We start from the raw sequence: 15,930 nt of genomic DNA, 5'->3' as shown, positions 1-15,930 counted from the left end.
CGACCAGCGTCGCGGCGATCGACGCCAGATCGACCGGCACCATCACCGAGGCATAATCGGCAAAGCCGATCCGGAAGAAGTCGGCCGACACGATGTTGACGAGGTTGGAGACGATCAGCGGCAGGCTTGCGGTATCGGCAATGAACCCCGCCGCCATGACGAACGCCAGCGTCGCCTTGTCCTTGTATCCCAGGGCCCTCAGCATCGCGATGACGATCGGCGTCAGGATCAGCGCGGCGCCGTCATTGGCGAACAGCGCCGACACCGCCGCCCCGAGCAGGACGATCAGCACGAACAGCCGACGACCATGCCCCCCGCCCCAGCGCGCAACGTGGAGCGCCGCCCATTCGAAGAACCCGGCTTCATCGAGCAACAGGCTGACGATGATGATCGCGACGAACGTCGCGGTCGCGTTCCAGACGATGCCCCACACCACCGGCACGTCAGAGAGCGAAACGACCCCGACGAGTAGCGCGACGGCCGCGCCGCCTAGCGCGCTCCAGCCGATGCCCAGGCCCTTGGGCTGCCAGATGACGAGCGCGATCGTGACGACGAAGATAGCGAACGCGAGCAGCATCAGGCGATGCGCTGGCCCGAAGCATCCACAACCTGTTCGCCGTCTTCCTTGGCAAACGCGCCCTGTTGGGCATCAGGCAGCAGATCGAGGACCGCTTCGGACGGTCGGCACAGCTTCACGCCGAGCGGCGAGACGACCAGCGGCCGGTTAATGAGGACCGGATGCGCCATCATCGCGTCCACCAGCGTGTCGTCTGACAGCGCATCGTCACCAAGGCCCAGCTCCGCATAGGGCGTCCCCTTCTCGCGTAGCAGATCGCGGGGCGTGATCCCGGCGCGGTCGATCAGCTCGACCAGCAACGCGCGCGAGGGTGGGGTTTTCAGATATTCGATGACGTGCGGCTCGATGCCAGCATTGCGGATCATCGCCAGCGTGTTGCGCGACGTGCCGCACTCGGGGTTGTGATAGATCACGATATCGACGGCCACGGGGCGTCCTTTCAGCAGCAGGGGGTGAGTTCGGCCAGGAGCGGCGCACACAGTTCAGGCGAGCCGGCACAGCAATCCTTGACGAGGAACAGCGTTAGCGCGCGCAGCCCGTCTAGATCGGCACGGTAAATAATCGACCGGCTATGCCGTTCCGAGCGCACGATGCCGGCGCGCGCGAGAATGCCGAGGTGCGCGGACATGGTGTTCTGCGGCACGTCGAGCTGACGGGCAATTTCACCCGCCGCCATGCCGTCCGGTTCGTGGCGAACCAGCAGGCGAAACACGTCGAGGCGTGTGCCTTGCGCGAGCGCACCAAGCGCAATGATAGCCGAATCGTTATCCATGCATCCGGCATAGCGGATATGTTAAGTTATGAAAGCTCTCACGATCTTCAAACCACTATCGATTCCGACAACGCCCTGCACCGACATGAAAGCGGCAGGCGTAAAGACCATGCCGGCCACGACATGTCGGGCATGAAAAGTAAATGGGAGGGAGGCGTCCGCGCCTCCCTCTTTTAATGGCGGGCGAACACCTTGCGTCCGGTTGGTCCGAACGCGATCACCTCATAGGGCTGTGCGTTCATGCCCGGCATTTCCATGCCAGGTGATCCCACCGGCATACCCGGCACGGCAAGCCCGTTTACGCCTTTGGGATGCTGGGCAAGCACCCGTTTCATGTCGGCAATCGGTACATGGCCCTCAAATGCCATACCGTCGACTACCGCGGTGTGACATGAACTGAGGTCGGCGGGGACACCCATCTTGCGCTGAAGCACATCGCGGTGAGCGTCATCGATGATCTGCACGTTGCGCCCGAACTGCTGACGGACCTGCTTGGCCCACTGCTCGCAACAGCCGCACCCTGGATCGCGGTGCATGGCAATGCTGTTCGCCGCTAAGGCCACAGCCGGGGTCATCATCGCTGCGGCGACGATCGCACTCCGGATCGTAAACTTCATTGCTAAACTCCTTTGGTGAAGCCCCGCCCGGGGGCGGGGTTCCTGCCAGCGGCCTTATTGGGCGCGCTTGCCATGCGACTTGAGCCAGCCCTGAAGCTCGGCGATGTCCTTTTCCTGCTTCGTAATGGTCATCTGCGCCATCCGCTTCGTGTCGGCATCCTTCGCGTCCCGAAGCGCCACGCGCGACATGGTAACGGCTCCACGATGATGTTCGATCATCTTGCGGGTCCACATCTCCGATGCGTCTCCCTGCTTCGCGGCCATCATCTTCTGATGCATGTCCATCTCGGATGCGGCGTAAGGATTGCCCGGATCATTCATCATCTTGGAATGATCCATTCCCTGCATCTGGCTATGATCCATGCCCGCCATGCTGCTCTGTGCGGCAAGCGGACTGGCGGCGAGCGCTGCGGCTAACATGCCGATCGTGGTAATGGTCTTCATAGTCGTTCTCCCGAGGTATCCCCCACCTAGAGAGAGTTACGCGGCAACGTCGTGCACCCCTTGGACTTTTCTTTGCCTGCGGCGCGGCCAGCGCATGTAGAGCAGCACCACGCCTGCCACCGCAAGGGCTAGCCCCCCAGCTGCAAATGCCATCATCCAAGGGGTGTTGAAGTTCTCATGGTTTTTCCAGTCCATGATGTGGAGGCCCCAGAAAAAATCATAGAGCCGCCACGTACCCGTTCGGACACCGACAATCCTACCGTTCTCCGGTGACACGAACACGCGCGTCGTCTCGGCGTCCTCGAACTCCACACGCCAGACCGGCAGTTTGCCACGAAACTCCGTGCTCGCTGTTCGAGCAAACATGACGGACGCAACAGGGACACCGGGGCCGCGATATGCCGCGCGTGCAACTCGTAGCGCAAAGGGCGCATCGATACGCTGCATCGGCAAACCGGTCCGGGCGTCGTGCATCCGGACCGTGCCGTTAGCCATCGTCAACTCGGCGACGGGTTGTCCGAACAAGGTCGTGTAGCGCAGTTCGCGCACCGGGCCGGGGGCAGCGCCCAACACCGATGCCGGGGAAGCAAACTCCTGAGCCGGATCGATCGTCGCCGTGTTCTCGCGTGCAACGAGGTGTTCTCCTCGTACCCGCTCGATCGGCAGGATGCTCATCAACAAGCCGCTGGAGAACCAGAGCAGTAGCTGCACCCCGATAATCAGTGCCAGCCAGCGATGAAGCTTGCTGGCACCGACATGAAGGCGGAGCCTGCCGCTCCTCAGAACCAGGTCCTCACGCCGGCAACGAAGCTGAAGCCGCCCGTGTCATCACCGCGTGCTCTCGTGAAGCGTGCCGTGTCGCCGAATTGCCTTTCCCACGACACGCCGATGTAGGGCGCAAACTCACGCGACTTTTCGTAGCGCAGCCTGAGCCCGAGTTCGAGGTCCGTAAGCCCCGATCCGATGCCGTCCTGGCGCACGTCTTGGGCTGCAAAGTTGGCTTCCACGCGAGGCTGAAGGACGAAGAATTGTGTCACTCGCTCGTCGTACCATGCCTCGGCTCGGCCAAGCACGTCGCCCTTGTCAGAAAGGAACAGTGCCCCCTCGACGTCGAACCAATAGGGCGCAAGCCCCTCGATCCCGACCGTCGCGTAGGTGCGAGAAGGGTTCGGCTTGAAGTCGTAGCGGACGCCCGCCTGAAGGTTCCAATAGGGATCGAGCGCACGGCTGTAGAGCGCCTGCACCTCGGCCGCTTCGAGCGGTTTGCCAAATGTGCCCTCGCCTTCGCTCTTCAGGGTGAGACGGTTGATGTCTCCCCCGATCCAAGCCTCGCCATCCCATCGATAGCCGTCCCCGCCTTTGCGCGCCTGATACTCGGCAAGGTTGAAGAGCACTTGGTAGTAGGTCATTCCGCCATGCTCGCGGCGCAGGTCGCGGTTGGCATCGCTCATGGCTGCCTCGCCGTAATAGCGAGACGCTGCCAGCACCGGAGATGGTGCAGGCGCGGGCGCATTGCCCGGCTTCAGGTCTGTACCGACAGGCACGGTCGCCATTCCCGGCATTGAAGACATGTCATGCTGCGTTGGCTGGCCGGGTGCCATATCCATGCCGGGCATCGCCGACATATCATGGCCGGTGTGCTCGCCTGTTGCGGTAGCCGGAGCAGGGTTCATGCCTGACATTTGGGACATGTCGTGGCCGGCGTGCGGATCGGCCGCGTTCGCACCGCTCATGTCCATGCCGGGCATCGTGTGTTCGGCATGTGGATCGGCTGCAGGCTTGGAGGGACGCTTTGCCGGGACCTTCCTAGTCGCTGCCTTCTTGGCAGGGGCCCGCTTTGTGGCCGGTCTCGATCTAGCGGTCGGTTTTTTCGCCGGCATTTTCATGCCCGGCATGCTCATGCCCGGCATCATTGAATGGTCCATCGTCTGCGCCGTGGCAGGTGCCGTGGCGACCAGCGCGCCGATCCCGGCGAGAAGCAGCGCCTTCATGCCGCCTCTCCCTTCGCCGAACGGACCTGGACGACCTGCATCATGCCCGCGTGCATGTGGTAGAGCATGTGGCAGTGGAATGCCCAATCGCCCTCGTTGGCGGTCACGTCCCAACTGACCTTGCCCCCCGGTTGGACCATGACGGTATGCTTTCTCGGGCTGTACGCGCCGTGCCCCGTCACCAATTCGAAGAAGTGGCCGTGCAAGTGGATCGGGTGGCCCATCATCGTGTCGTTGACCAGCGTGACGCGGACGCGCTCGCCAGCAAGAAATGGGATCGGTGCCTTCACCTCGGACAGCTTTTCACCGTCGAGCGCCCACATGTAGCGTTCCATGTTGCCGGTAAGGTGGATCTGCACCTCGCGCGACGGCGCGCGCAGATCGGGATTGCGATCGACCGCGACCAGATCGCGGTAATTCAGCACACGATGCCCGACATTCTCCAGACCCTGACCGGGGTCGCCGGTACGATCCATCGGCATCGGCGAGATGGTCTGGACACCCGGCCCCTTCTTCACGCCCGGCGCTTTCGAAAAGTCGCGCATGTTCATGTCCATGCCCGCCATGCCGCCCATTGCCATACCACCTGCGGCGTCGGGCGCACCTGCCATGCCTGGCATCGTAGCACCCGACTGCATCGCGCCGTGATCCATCCCGGCCATTCCGCCCGCGCCGGCACCGGCAGCACCGTGGTCCATCTGCGCGTGGTCCATCGCAGCGGCGGGCTTTTCAGCCGTGGCCATTGATCCGTGATCCATTCCAGGCATGCCACTATGGTCCATGCCCTGCATCGAACCGCCGCCCGACATATCCATGTTCATGTCCATCCCCATGTCCTTCATGGTGGCGACAGGGCGCTTGCGAAGTGGAGGGACTTCAGCGGCCATGCCTTCGCGGGGGCTTAGCGTTGCGCGCGCCATGCCGGACCTGTCCACGCTCTCACCGACCAGCGTGTAGGCGCGCTCGTCCGATGGAGTGACGATCACGTCGTAGGTCTCGGCCACGCCGATCTGGAACTCGTCGACCTCAACGGGACGGACGTTGAGGCCGTCCGCCTGGACAACGCTCAGCTTCAACCCCGGAATCCGGACGTTGAAGGTCGTCATCGCGGACGCATTGATGACACGCAGCCGCACCCGCTCGCCCGGCCTGAACAGCCCCGTCCAATTGTCCTGCGGCCCATGCCCGTTGACGAGATAGGTGTAGTTTGAACCCGTCACGTCGGCGACGTCGGTCGGGTCCATCCGCATCTTGCCCCAATCGAGGCGATCCTTGAGCGGCTGGTCCTCGCCCTTGAGCAGGCCGGCGAGCGTCTGCTGCTGCCGGTTGAAATAGCCCGACTGCTTCTTGAGCTTCATGAAGATGCGATGCGGGTGGAGCTGGCTGTGGTCGGACAGCACGATAACGTGCTCGCGATCCGACTGGATCGGGTCAACGCCCTTGGGGTCGATCACGATGGGGCCGTAGAGCCCCATCTGCTCCTGCAACCCGGAATGGCTGTGATACCAATAGGTGCCGGCCTGCACGATCGGGAACTCGTAGGTGAAGGTCGTGCGCTTATCGATGCCGGGGAAGGCAACGCCCGGCACGCCGTCCATCTGGAACGGCACGATCAGGCCGTGCCAGTGCAACGAGGTCTGCTCATCAAGACCGTTCTCGACATGCAGCCGCACGGTCTGACCTTCCCGCAGCCGGATCAGCGGTGCGGGCACAGTGCCGTTAATGCCGATGGCGTGGCTCTGCCGTCCGTCGATCATCATCATCTGGTGCGCGACCCGGAGCCGGATTTCATCACCCGATACAGTAGGCAGCGGCTTCACAATACCAGCGGAAACAGGCTGCGCCCATGCCGGCATATATGCCGACAGCGCAACACCGCCTCCTGCAAGAGTGGCACCGCGCAGCAATTGGCGGCGGTCTAGAACGCGCGACATGGTAGCTCCTTGGGATTGAGCCGCTGCCGGCCCGTCTCACCTCTTACGCGTCCCGTGCGCCTACCCCTTGGTTCTCTTTCAAATTTTCGGCGAGGCGCGCGCGAGCCCGATATAGCCTGGTTTCGACCGCCTTCTGGCTGATCCCCAATACATCGGCCGTTTCCGCCTGGCTCAAACCCTCGATCGTGCGGAGCACCAACGGTTCTTTGAGATTCATCGGCAAGGTCGCGATGGCGCGCGTCACTTTGGCAAGTTCCTGCCGATCGGCTGCTGCGTCATCGATTGCTACCTGATCGTCCGCGATCGTCTCGGCCTGTTCGTCGAGCGGTGCGGCAAAGGAGAAAAACCGACGGACCGCGCGCTTCCTTGCCCAATCCCGGCATTTGTTGACGGCGATCGTAGAAAGCCATGCTTTCATCGCCCGCTGTGTATCGTAGCGCGGCATCGCCTGATGCGCCGCGACAAACGTCTCTTGAACCAAATCGAGCGCTTCGTCGGCCTCGCCGACAAAGGCGCGCGCGAGCCGGAATATAGGCTGACGATAGCGACGCATGATTTCGGAGAATGCCGCTTGTCGGCCAGCGATGCTGAGCGTCGCCAGTTCGCCGTCGGACAGGGTGGTCCAATCGAGGCTCACCCCTGGTCGTCGGTGAGCGCCTTCACCACCGCAGCATCGAATTGGGGGGTCTGATCCGGGCGCAAAAGCTGCCGCATGGCGAAGATATGCGCCAACGTTGCCTTCTGTAACTCGCCCATCGCCGCATGACTCTGATCGACCGCGGCGGTCACCTTGGGGCCGTTGCCATGCTCGGTCTCAATGGCCTCGGCTAGCCGTGCATTGTCCGCGCGCATTTCCAATTCCAGCGCGTGGCGTTGCACCGCGAACCGGTCCTCTAGGCTTTTCAGCCGGGCCTGCTGATTGCCATCAAGCGCCAGCTTATGGTGCAGGACCTCGTGCAAGGCGGTGCCCGGTTGCTTAGGCTGGGGCAGCAACACGCGCGCAAGAAATACGCCTGCGATAGCCGCGAGGAAGGCCAGTACAACGCAGACGATAAGCCGCTTGGTCGATGTCATGGCTCACCAATCAGCAAGACCGATGGCGCCAGTGGTGATGCGCCCCCGAGCGGCGAAAGCGACACCGCAGGGCTGGCGGTCGCCGGAAGTTCCGCGCCAACCATGCCGATCGCGAGCGCTGCGACCATCACGCCCCCGACGCCCAATCCGGTCAACCGTGCGACGGGCTGCGCACCGATGCGTGCGAACACCTGCGCTTCGATCCCGTCCAGCGATGCCGGCACGGGTGCGCCCGCGAGCCTCGCCAATGTTCTGTCTAGATCGTCCATGCTGTCCACTCCGCGCCTCTACCACTTGTTACGCAGCGATGCCCATCACCCCTCGACTTCCGTCATGAGGGGCGAGCGGCCGGGCCGCGTAGAACAGGCACGAACCTGATCGGAGTATTCCCATGCGTCGCGTCTTCCTTCCTACCGCTGTCGTCCTTCTCGGCCTTGCCGGAGCCGCCCAGGCCCATCCCAAACTCGTATCCGCATCCCCGGCACCGAATGCGATGGTCGCGAAGCCCGCCAATGTCACACTGCGCTTCAGCGAGAAGCTGATGCCCAAGTTTTCCGGTGCGGATCTGATGATGACCGGGCATGGCGGCATGACGCACGCACCAATGAAAGTCGTCGGGACCGCAACTGTCGGCTCGGACGGTCGCACCCTCGTCGTCACGCCCAAGTCGCCGCTCGGCGCGGGTAGCTATAAGCTTGCCTGGCATGTGGTCTCGACCGACACACACCGCATCACCGGAAACTACGCCTTCACGGTGAAGTAAGGTGGAAGCCGACTGGCCGCTGATCGCGGTTCGCTTCGCGCTTTACGTGACGCTGAGCGGGCTGTTCGGCCTCTCGGCATTCGGCCTCTACGGGTTGAAGGTCGGTGAGCGCGGCAACGCGCTTGCCTTCCGCCCTTGGCTGTTCGGGACCGGGCTTCTCGCCCTGCTATTCTCCGGCATAGCGGTCGCGCTGCTCGCAGCCGCGATGGCAGGTGCACCTCCGTGGCCGATCGATCGGGAAGCAGTCGGAATGCTGCTCTCTGACTCCGCAACGGGCACGGCATGGAAAGTACGCATGATCGCGCTCTTGGTGGCGTCTATCGCTGCCCTAATAGCGGCGCGGCGCACGATGCCGCTTGGCTTGGTCGCCATCTTTTCCGGCGTCGCTCTCGCAACGCTCGCCTGGACGGGGCACGGGGCGATGGACGAAGGCGCGACCGGGTGGGTGCATCTGGCGGCCGATATCCTCCATCTCCTGAGCGCTGGTGCGTGGGTGGGAGCGCTGCTCGGGCTTGGGCTGCTGGTGACACGACCAGCGCGGCGCACCGATGCCGCCCACCTCGCACTGACCTATCGAGCGCTGCACGGGTTCGGTCTGACCGGCACGATTGTCGTCGGTACGATCGTCATCACCGGCCTCATCAACGCTTGGCTGTTGGTTGGCCTTGGCAATCTCCCGACCCTCGGCACGACGGTCTACGGCAGGCTCTTGATCGCCAAGCTTGTGCTGTTGGGTGGGATGCTCGGACTCGCTTCGCTTAACCGCTTCCGCTTTACACCGGCATTCGAACGATCGGTGTCAGCAGGCGATTATAAAGGCGCGCTGCGAACCTTGCGAACAAGTCTTGCAGTCGAGGCTTCGTGCGTGGTCGCGATCCTCGTGCTGGTAGGTTGGCTCGGCACGCTCGAACCCCCTGCGTCGGCCATGTAGCTATTGGTTTGAGGGCAATCGAGCTTTGCGACGTAATTTAATTAGGTGCCGTGAGTCGTTGGAAGGGGGGCTTGACCCTGACACGGTGTCAGACCCTACATGCTCTCGGGTTGAAGGAGTTTTTCTATGAACGACCCTGATTTCCACGCCCATTTGGCCGGGGGCTGCGGGTGCTCGAACAAGCAAGCTGATAAAGCTGCTGCGATCGAGCGCGAGGCGGGCGCGTCCTGCTGCTCGTCCTCCAAATCTCCGGCTGTTCCACAAGCTGCCAAGGAAGGATGCTGCTCAGGGAAAGCGGGCGGAGAACCTTCTGCCACAGTGACCGACCCGGTATGCGGCATGACCGTTGATCTGGCAAAAACAGCGCACCATGCCGAGCATGCCGGGCACGAGTATCATTTCTGTAGTGCAGGGTGTCGAACCAAGTTCGTCGCTGACCCTGATGCCTACCTTGGGGCCAAGCCAAAGCCCGAGCCGGTGGCAACCCCGGGAGCGATGTGGACGTGCCCCATGCACCCTGAGATTCGTCGGGAAGGGCCGGGAACGTGCCCCATTTGCGGCATGGCCCTCGAACCGGAAGAGCCGTCGCTCGATGACGGTCCCAATCCAGAACTAGTCGATTTCACCCGGCGTTTGTGGGTAGCAGGAGCGCTCACCGTTCCGCTGCTCATTGTTTCGATGTTCGCCGAGATGTTTGGGCTCCATGTTGTTAGCCCTACCGCTTCGCCTTGGGTCCAACTCGCACTCACTGCGCCAATTGTGCTGTGGGCGGGATGGCCGTTTTTCGAGCGGGGGTGGATGTCGCTTCGCACCCGCCATCTGAATATGTTCACGCTGATCGCGATCGGCGTCGGTGCGGCATTCCTCTACAGCCTGGTCGCAACACTCGCGCCCAGCATCTTCCCTGCGACGTTCCGGATGCACGGGGGCATGGTCCCAGTCTATTACGAAGCTGCCGGCGTCGTCGTGACACTGGTGTTGCTCGGACAGGTTCTCGAATTGCGCGCCAGAGCGGCGACTGGCCGCGCGATACGCGCCCTCATGGACCTCGCTCCCAAGACAGCGCGACGGTTGCGGTCTGACGGGTCAGAGGAAGAAGTCAGCCTTGCCGACGTGGCAACCGGAGATCGGTTGCGGGTCCGCCCCGGCGATGCGATCCCGGTCGATGGCGTGGTGGTCGAGGGTCGCTCCTCGGTCGATGAATCCATGCTCACCGGCGAGCCGGCCCCCGTCCTCAAGGAAGTCGATGCCGCAGTCACGGGGGGGACGGTGAACGGCACGGGCAGCCTCGTTATGGAAGCCGGCGCGGTCGGTTCGGACACGATGCTGGCGCGCATCGTCCGCATGGTCGCGGAAGCGCAGCGCAGCCGTGCCCCGATCCAGGCGGTCGCCGACCGGGTATCGGGCTGGTTCGTACCTTTGGTCGTGCTGATCTCGGTCGCGACCTTCGTGGTGTGGTCGCTGGTCGGTCCCGAGCCACGCATGGGTCACGCCCTTCTTAATGCGATCGCCGTGCTGGTGATCGCCTGCCCGTGCGCGCTCGGGCTCGCGACCCCTATGTCGATTATGGTTGGCACCGGCCGCGGCGCGCAGGCCGGCGTGCTCGTCAAGAATGCCGAAAGCCTACAGGCACTCGATAAGGTCGATACGCTGGTCATCGACAAGACGGGCACGCTAACGGAAGGCAAGCCGTCGCTGGTCGCGATCGAGGCAACCGGCACCGTTGGAGAGAACGACATGCTCGCGCTCGCTGCGGCTGTCGAAGGACAGTCCGAACACCCGCTAGCCCACGCGATCGTCGTCGCCGCCAAGGAACGCGGATTGCAACTCGCCACGGTCGCAGACTTCGCTTCGCAGACCGGCATGGGTGTCAGTGCCACGGTTGGCGGCCGATCGGTGGTGATCGGCAATGCCGCACAAATGAGCCGGGTCGGTGCCGATCCCCAGTCACTCGACGCTTCGGCCGATCGCCATCGGAGCGAGGGAGCCGGCGTCATCCTGATCGCGATCGACGGCGCACTCGCGGGCTTGCTCGCGGTTGCTGACCCGGTGCGCCCTTCGGCGCGCGACGCCATCGCGGCTCTTCGCAAGGAAGGTCTGCGCGTTATCATGCTGACGGGCGACAATCGCGGGACGGCCGATGCGGTTGCGCGCGCCGTGGGCGGCCTGGACGATGTACGCGCCGATCTGCGACCGGAAGATAAGGCGCGGATCATCGGCGAATTGAAAGCTGATGGTGCCAAGGTTGCAATGGCCGGCGACGGTATCAACGACGCCCCGGCGCTGGCCGCTGCCGACGTTGGGCTCGCGATGGGGACGGGAACCGACGTAGCGATAGAAAGCGCGGGCATGACGCTCACACGCGGCGATCTTTCGGCGATCGTGCGCGCGCGCAAGCTCGCCCGTGCGACGATGCGGAACATTCGGCAGAACCTGTTCTTCTCATTCCTGTTCAACGGGGTCGGCGTGCCCGTCGCGGCCGGCGTGCTCTACCCCGTTGCCGGCATCCTTCTGTCACCAATGCTGGCTGGCGCTGCGATGGCCCTCTCTTCCTTCACCGTCGTGCTCAACGCGCTGCGTCTGAACACGGTGAAACTATGAACATCGGGGCGGCGTCGGAGGCCAGCGGCGTCTCGCAACGCATGATCCGCCACTACGAGAAGATCGACCTTGTGCCCGCACCGCTCCGGCGCGGGAGCTACCGGGATTATTCGGAAGTGGACATTCATCGGCTGCGGTTCATCGCCAACGCGCGAGACCTTGGGTTTCCAATCGAGGAGATCCGCACGCTACTCGGCTTGTGGTCGGATCGGGATCGGTCGAGCGCCGAAGTTAAGGCGCTGGCGAAAGCGCGCGCTGCCGAGCTGGGCCGCAAGGCGCGCGCGTTGAAAGCTATGCAATTGGCGCTGATCGACTTGGTTGAGCGCTGTCACGGCGATGATCGCCCGGAGTGCCCAATTATCGAAAGCCTCGCTGAATAATCCGATCGAGCGCGGCGCTTAGCGTGCCGCGCTCTACCGCCTGTGGGCGTTCGCAAGCGGTTCTAGTGTTCTCCCTTCTCGTGTGAAAACGGCTTTTGGGAAAGATCTATCGTTCCCAAAAGACCATCGTTTTCGAGGAAGCTTTGTGTCAAAACCGGACGGTTTTGACACCGCCACCCTGCCCTAGCGTTTTCAAGGGTTTGCAGGTGTCACAACCCCGTGCCAGAATAAATGCATGGAAATCGGCTATGCCCGCGTGTCCCGAGGTGACTCCCAGGACATAGACCCGCAGCTTCGCGCGCTCCGCGATGCTGGGTGCGATGCGATCTATAGCGAGGAGGCATCGGGTGGGCAGGCCGACCGCCGCGAGCTGGCGCGCGCGATCGGTGCGTTGGAGGCCGGCGACGTACTGGTGGTGTGGAAACTCGACCGGCTGTCCCGATCCCTCCGCGACCTTTTGTTCACGCTGGAAGCGATCACCGCAGCCGGTGCGGGTTTCCGGTCGCTGACCGAGGCGATTGACACCACCACCGCACCCGGCCGGCTGATGACGCAGATGCTTGGCGCGTTCGCCGAGTTCGAGCGCGCCATGATCCGCGAGCGGACCATGAACGGGCTGGCGCACGCGCGCAGCGCCGGGCGGCGCCTTGGACGCCGGCCAAGCCTAACAGGGCCGCAGCGCGCTGAGATCATCGCCAAGGTGGAATCCGGCCAGGGCTCCCCCGCCCAGCTCGCGAGCCTGTTCCGCGTATCGCGCTCGACAGTGCAGCGCGTGTTACGCGATTACAGAGCGCGTCAGGAAACGGCCGACGCAGTTTTGCTGAGCATGCAGGCAAGCTAAGGCATGGCCGCAGCTCCACCCCACTACCCTGGTTTAACGCTTGGGCCGCTGCCTGTCGGACGCATCAACGCCCGGCTGGGAACTAACCTCGTGCCCGGCTCGGTCACGGTGAGCAAAGCAGCGCATGCTCATATCGCGATCGATCATCCATTGGAGTACGCGGACATAATGGCCGCCCTTCCTGGTCTAATCGCCAATCCAGCGTTCATCGGCCAAGACCCCAAGCACCCGCACGCTTTTTACTTGCTGGACGCGCTGCAAACAGCAGTCGGCTCTTTTGCGATGGTTGCGATCGGCTTCAGCTTGTCACCCGGCGGCACCTATCAGGTAAAGAGCGCTTATGGCTTAAAGGCGTATCAGTTCACCAGTCGCGTGAAGGCGGGTCGTGTGGTGGCGTTATAACGAAAAAGGGGAGAGCGTGAGCCCTCCCCAAAGCGATTTGAGCACGTTGCCAACCGTGATCTCTCGGCCGAAGCCTCTACCTTACCCCAAAGAGTCTGGTGTGTGGGGCGGCGCTTCCCACCTCTCAAATCGCTAATTTCAATTCGCTTTATACGATCTAACTAGTGGACCTTCTCGCGATATTCAACCTGGCATCGGGAGAATGCCGGATGTGGGCTTCTAAGCAGACCATGACGTGGACAGGTTGCGGAAGCCTTAGTGAGAGCGAAGTCCCTGATCATACCGTCGCGTTGTCTGTTTTGCCCACCTATCTTGAAATCGAGCCCCGCGGGCGAAATCTTGATCAGGCGAATAGGTCACCGATCGCACGCAGGCGAAAGGCATTGAGCCAGCGGCGTCGGCGATGTTCGCTCGCATCATGACGCATGTGGCACCGCTGACAAAGCGCGGCGAGATTGTGCGGCCTGTTGTCGCCAGGATCATGGTTCAGATGCGCGCTGGCGAGGATTACGCGCGTAACATGTAGTGCGCTAGGCGGAGCGATGCCGACGAACCCCGGTTGCACTAAGGCAAGGTCCGCAGGACTGGCTAGGCGGCGAACTCTCCTGCCCTGCCCATCCCGCCAACGGCGCGCATCTTCGTCCCACCACACGCCGTTGCCGAGATGTAGCACGTCGCAACCGTGCGGACGCTGACAATGCTCGCAGCGACCCTTGGCGCGACCGAAGCGAATAAGGGCGGACAACTCGCGCCAATCGATCGGATATAGCCAGCGATGTTCGCGCGCGATTGGCATACCATTCTATGAGTCAGCCGGGAGCGAAACGAAAGCAGAAACCACTTTGATTCAGTAATATCATTAATGCTAAGCGATTAAGCGATTAAGCGATTAGGCGATTAAGCGATTAAGCGATTTCATCGCGCTTGCGTTAATGTGGGTCCTCAACCTACCTCTCTTGAGACCGCGTAATTTGCCCTGGCACGGATCTACTCAGCAGGTGGCGGCAAACGCGCAATGGTTCGCTCGCCGCTCTTGGGATCACGCCGGCATGCCCAAACGAGCGTAGCAGTCGCGCCGATGATCGCGGCAATCCCGCCGCACGCGCCAGCGAAGCCGGCAGCATCGACCGCTACCTGGATCACAGTGCAGGTTCCAGCGTAGAACCGAGTCGCATTGGCCGGTCAAACCGCCCCTCTAGAGCATCGTGACGGAGCTGGTCGAATGCTTGCTGATATTGTTCGATGATGATGCGCCGCCTCTTCCACGACAGCCGACGACCAGGTGTGTCCGCTTCAACCCGCAGTCGAGCAACCTCTCGATAAGCTGGCGTTTGCCGATGCAACGTCAGGGGAACGTAGAAGTCGGCACGCTCAAACAGATACTCGCGTTCCTCACCAACTAGCGTTCGCGCCGCATCCAGCGCCGATCGTGTTAGCCGGGCTTCGTCGTCTGGTTCCGCAACCGGGTAATAACCGGACGGATCGAGCGGAATGATAGGTTCGGCATCAGTCGCGGCGCTGTCAAATAGCCAGGGCTCATACCAGACTGCTCCGATTTGCTTAAGCAGATCGAGCCTTTCCCAGAACGGCTTCCAGGCAACGGAACTGTCCTTGGCCTTCGCGCGGTGGAAAGACGCCCACTCTCCACCTCCACCGCGATAGCTGCCCCGCGTAATACCCCATACGCCATGCGCGCCAACGTCAGCCAGCTTCCGCGCGTTAGGCTCATCGTTTTGACTAAGGCCGCCTCGGAGGTGTTCGAGCGGTATGCCGTGAGTAGCATCGAGAGAGATCAGCCCGTAAAGATCGATCAGCATCCTAAGTGCCATTGCGTCGCCAGTCTCGCGAACGCGTCGGAGCATGGAGGCTTCGCCCGATAAGCCTGTAACTAGAGCAACCGGTAGAAAGACTGGCTCTGCGTCAATTGCCAGTGGCGGCAGTTCGTATTGCGGCATCATTCGTGAGGAAGCGTCAGTGCGCTTGACGAGACCCGAGGCCACGAGCTCGCCTATAGCGTGCTTGGCCCGCGGCTTCCCCAGCCCCGTATATTCCTCACACGCCTTAGCTGACCATTTAGTGAGGCGATGATCGCTACCCGTGCCGGCCAAGAGAACAAGATAAGCGATCACCAGATTAAGCCGATTGGTCGTCGGCATCGACCAGAGCTGATCCTTAACCTCATGCCCGAGCGCGAAAAAGTTGCTTCCCCGCCCCTTTCCACGAACCCGCTTTTCGGCCTCACTGTCGTCCATAGCTACAGTTCCCGATTCTAACATAATGCGGCCTTAGCATGTCAAAACGCACCCATCAAGGTAATCAAGGAAATTAAGGCAAGCAAGGGTTTCAAGGTGATCAAGAACACCGGACCATATCAAGGAAATCTCATCGCCGATCGGTCGCGCGGTACGTCACGCGATGAAGTGTGTACGCTGTTTCAAGCGCCTCGCGAGGAGAGAGTGTCGTGCGTGATACCGGCGGTGCTATGCCAGCCAAAAGCCGCCAACGCAGATGTTCAAACCTAAGCGCGTACCTTGGGGATGTAGGGTCAATATCATTTGCATGCTGGAACTTCAGACGCCCCGCTATGACCGATCGAGGGGCCA

The 15,930-nt window shown here is 62.3% G+C and carries 18 protein-coding genes; 6 read left to right on the top strand and 12 right to left on the bottom strand.

From position 1 onward, the window contains the following. From SPHN_RS17805 to SPHN_RS17755, 11 genes are all read right to left on the bottom strand, one after another. Window positions 1-577: ArsB/NhaD family transporter (locus SPHN_RS17805; protein ID WP_248525180.1), on the bottom strand; the 577-nt coding region annotated here is incomplete at its 3' end. Next, window positions 577-1,005 (bottom strand): arsenate reductase (glutaredoxin), encoded by a 429-nt coding sequence (arsC, locus tag SPHN_RS17800; protein WP_082446616.1) that lies wholly within the window; start codon window positions 1,003-1,005, stop codon window positions 577-579. The genes SPHN_RS17805 and arsC, both read right to left, overlap by 1 nt. Window positions 1,006-1,016: 11 nt before the next feature. Continuing rightward, complete coding sequence (locus SPHN_RS17795) at window positions 1,017-1,349, bottom strand: ArsR/SmtB family transcription factor (protein WP_055763316.1); 333 nt, start codon at window positions 1,347-1,349, stop codon at window positions 1,017-1,019. A gap of 173 nt (window positions 1,350-1,522) precedes the next feature. Next, window positions 1,523-1,966 (bottom strand): DUF411 domain-containing protein, encoded by a 444-nt coding sequence (locus tag SPHN_RS17790; RefSeq protein WP_055763320.1) that lies wholly within the window; start codon window positions 1,964-1,966, stop codon window positions 1,523-1,525. A gap of 54 nt (window positions 1,967-2,020) precedes the next feature. After that, complete coding sequence (locus SPHN_RS17785) at window positions 2,021-2,410, bottom strand: DUF305 domain-containing protein (protein WP_235516307.1); 390 nt, start codon at window positions 2,408-2,410, stop codon at window positions 2,021-2,023. Window positions 2,411-2,446: 36 nt separating this feature from the next. Continuing rightward, complete coding sequence (locus SPHN_RS17780) at window positions 2,447-3,193, bottom strand: PepSY domain-containing protein (RefSeq protein ID WP_268795171.1); 747 nt, start codon at window positions 3,191-3,193, stop codon at window positions 2,447-2,449. Then, window positions 3,190-4,401, bottom strand: coding sequence for a copper resistance protein B (locus tag SPHN_RS17775; protein ID WP_055763326.1), 1,212 nt, complete (start codon window positions 4,399-4,401; stop codon window positions 3,190-3,192). Before SPHN_RS17775 ends, SPHN_RS17780 begins: the two co-directional genes overlap by 4 nt. Then, window positions 4,398-6,335 (bottom strand): copper resistance system multicopper oxidase, encoded by a 1,938-nt coding sequence (locus SPHN_RS17770; protein WP_056405756.1) that lies wholly within the window; start codon window positions 6,333-6,335, stop codon window positions 4,398-4,400. Before SPHN_RS17770 ends, SPHN_RS17775 begins: the two co-directional genes overlap by 4 nt. Before the next feature lie 43 nt (window positions 6,336-6,378). Next, window positions 6,379-6,972: an RNA polymerase sigma factor gene (locus tag SPHN_RS17765; protein ID WP_055763333.1), complete on the bottom strand. Its 594-nt coding sequence runs from the start codon at window positions 6,970-6,972 to the stop codon at window positions 6,379-6,381. Next, a complete protein-coding gene (locus SPHN_RS17760; RefSeq protein WP_055763336.1) occupies window positions 6,969-7,409 on the bottom strand; it encodes a periplasmic heavy metal sensor in 441 nt (146 codons plus the stop codon). The genes SPHN_RS17765 and SPHN_RS17760 overlap by 4 nt, the downstream gene beginning before the upstream one ends. Then, complete coding sequence (locus tag SPHN_RS17755; protein ID WP_055763369.1) at window positions 7,406-7,678, bottom strand: hypothetical protein; 273 nt, start codon at window positions 7,676-7,678, stop codon at window positions 7,406-7,408. Before SPHN_RS17755 ends, SPHN_RS17760 begins: the two co-directional genes overlap by 4 nt. A gap of 122 nt (window positions 7,679-7,800) precedes the next feature. Between SPHN_RS17755 and copC the strand changes: the two genes are divergently transcribed. The 6 genes from copC (at window position 7,801) to SPHN_RS17725 (ending at window position 13,327) form a co-directional block, all read left to right on the top strand. Continuing rightward, window positions 7,801-8,172, top strand: coding sequence for a copper homeostasis periplasmic binding protein CopC (gene copC / locus SPHN_RS17750; protein ID WP_055763339.1), 372 nt, complete (start codon window positions 7,801-7,803; stop codon window positions 8,170-8,172). A 1-nt stretch (window position 8,173) separates the two neighbouring features. After that, window positions 8,174-9,103, top strand: a complete 930-nt coding sequence (gene copD / locus SPHN_RS17745) for a copper homeostasis membrane protein CopD (RefSeq protein WP_055763342.1) — start codon at window positions 8,174-8,176, stop codon at window positions 9,101-9,103. 126 nt (window positions 9,104-9,229) lie between these two features. Then, window positions 9,230-11,704, top strand: coding sequence for a heavy metal translocating P-type ATPase (locus SPHN_RS17740; protein WP_082445487.1), 2,475 nt, complete (start codon window positions 9,230-9,232; stop codon window positions 11,702-11,704). Beyond that, window positions 11,701-12,084, top strand: coding sequence for a MerR family DNA-binding protein (locus SPHN_RS17735; RefSeq protein ID WP_055763348.1), 384 nt, complete (start codon window positions 11,701-11,703; stop codon window positions 12,082-12,084). The genes SPHN_RS17740 and SPHN_RS17735 overlap by 4 nt, the downstream gene beginning before the upstream one ends. A gap of 235 nt (window positions 12,085-12,319) precedes the next feature. After that, entirely contained in the window at window positions 12,320-12,925 is a 606-nt protein-coding gene (locus SPHN_RS17730; RefSeq protein WP_056421012.1) for a recombinase family protein, read from the top strand. Between the two features lie 3 nt (window positions 12,926-12,928). Then, window positions 12,929-13,327, top strand: coding sequence for a hypothetical protein (locus SPHN_RS17725; protein ID WP_133032464.1), 399 nt, complete (start codon window positions 12,929-12,931; stop codon window positions 13,325-13,327). 1,139 nt (window positions 13,328-14,466) lie between these two features. Here SPHN_RS17725 and SPHN_RS17720 read toward each other — a convergent pair. Next, window positions 14,467-15,579 carry a hypothetical protein gene (locus tag SPHN_RS17720; RefSeq protein WP_056421017.1) on the bottom strand — a complete coding sequence of 371 codons (1,113 nt, stop codon included), beginning with the start codon at window positions 15,577-15,579 and terminating at the stop codon, window positions 14,467-14,469. Between the last annotated feature and the right edge of the window lie 351 nt (window positions 15,580-15,930).

Origin of the sequence: Sphingomonas faeni (assembly GCF_023195535.1) — a bacterium.
GTDB classification, from domain to species: Bacteria; Pseudomonadota; Alphaproteobacteria; order Sphingomonadales; family Sphingomonadaceae; genus Sphingomonas; species Sphingomonas faeni_B.
This window is presented reverse-complemented; position numbering and strand designations above follow the sequence as displayed.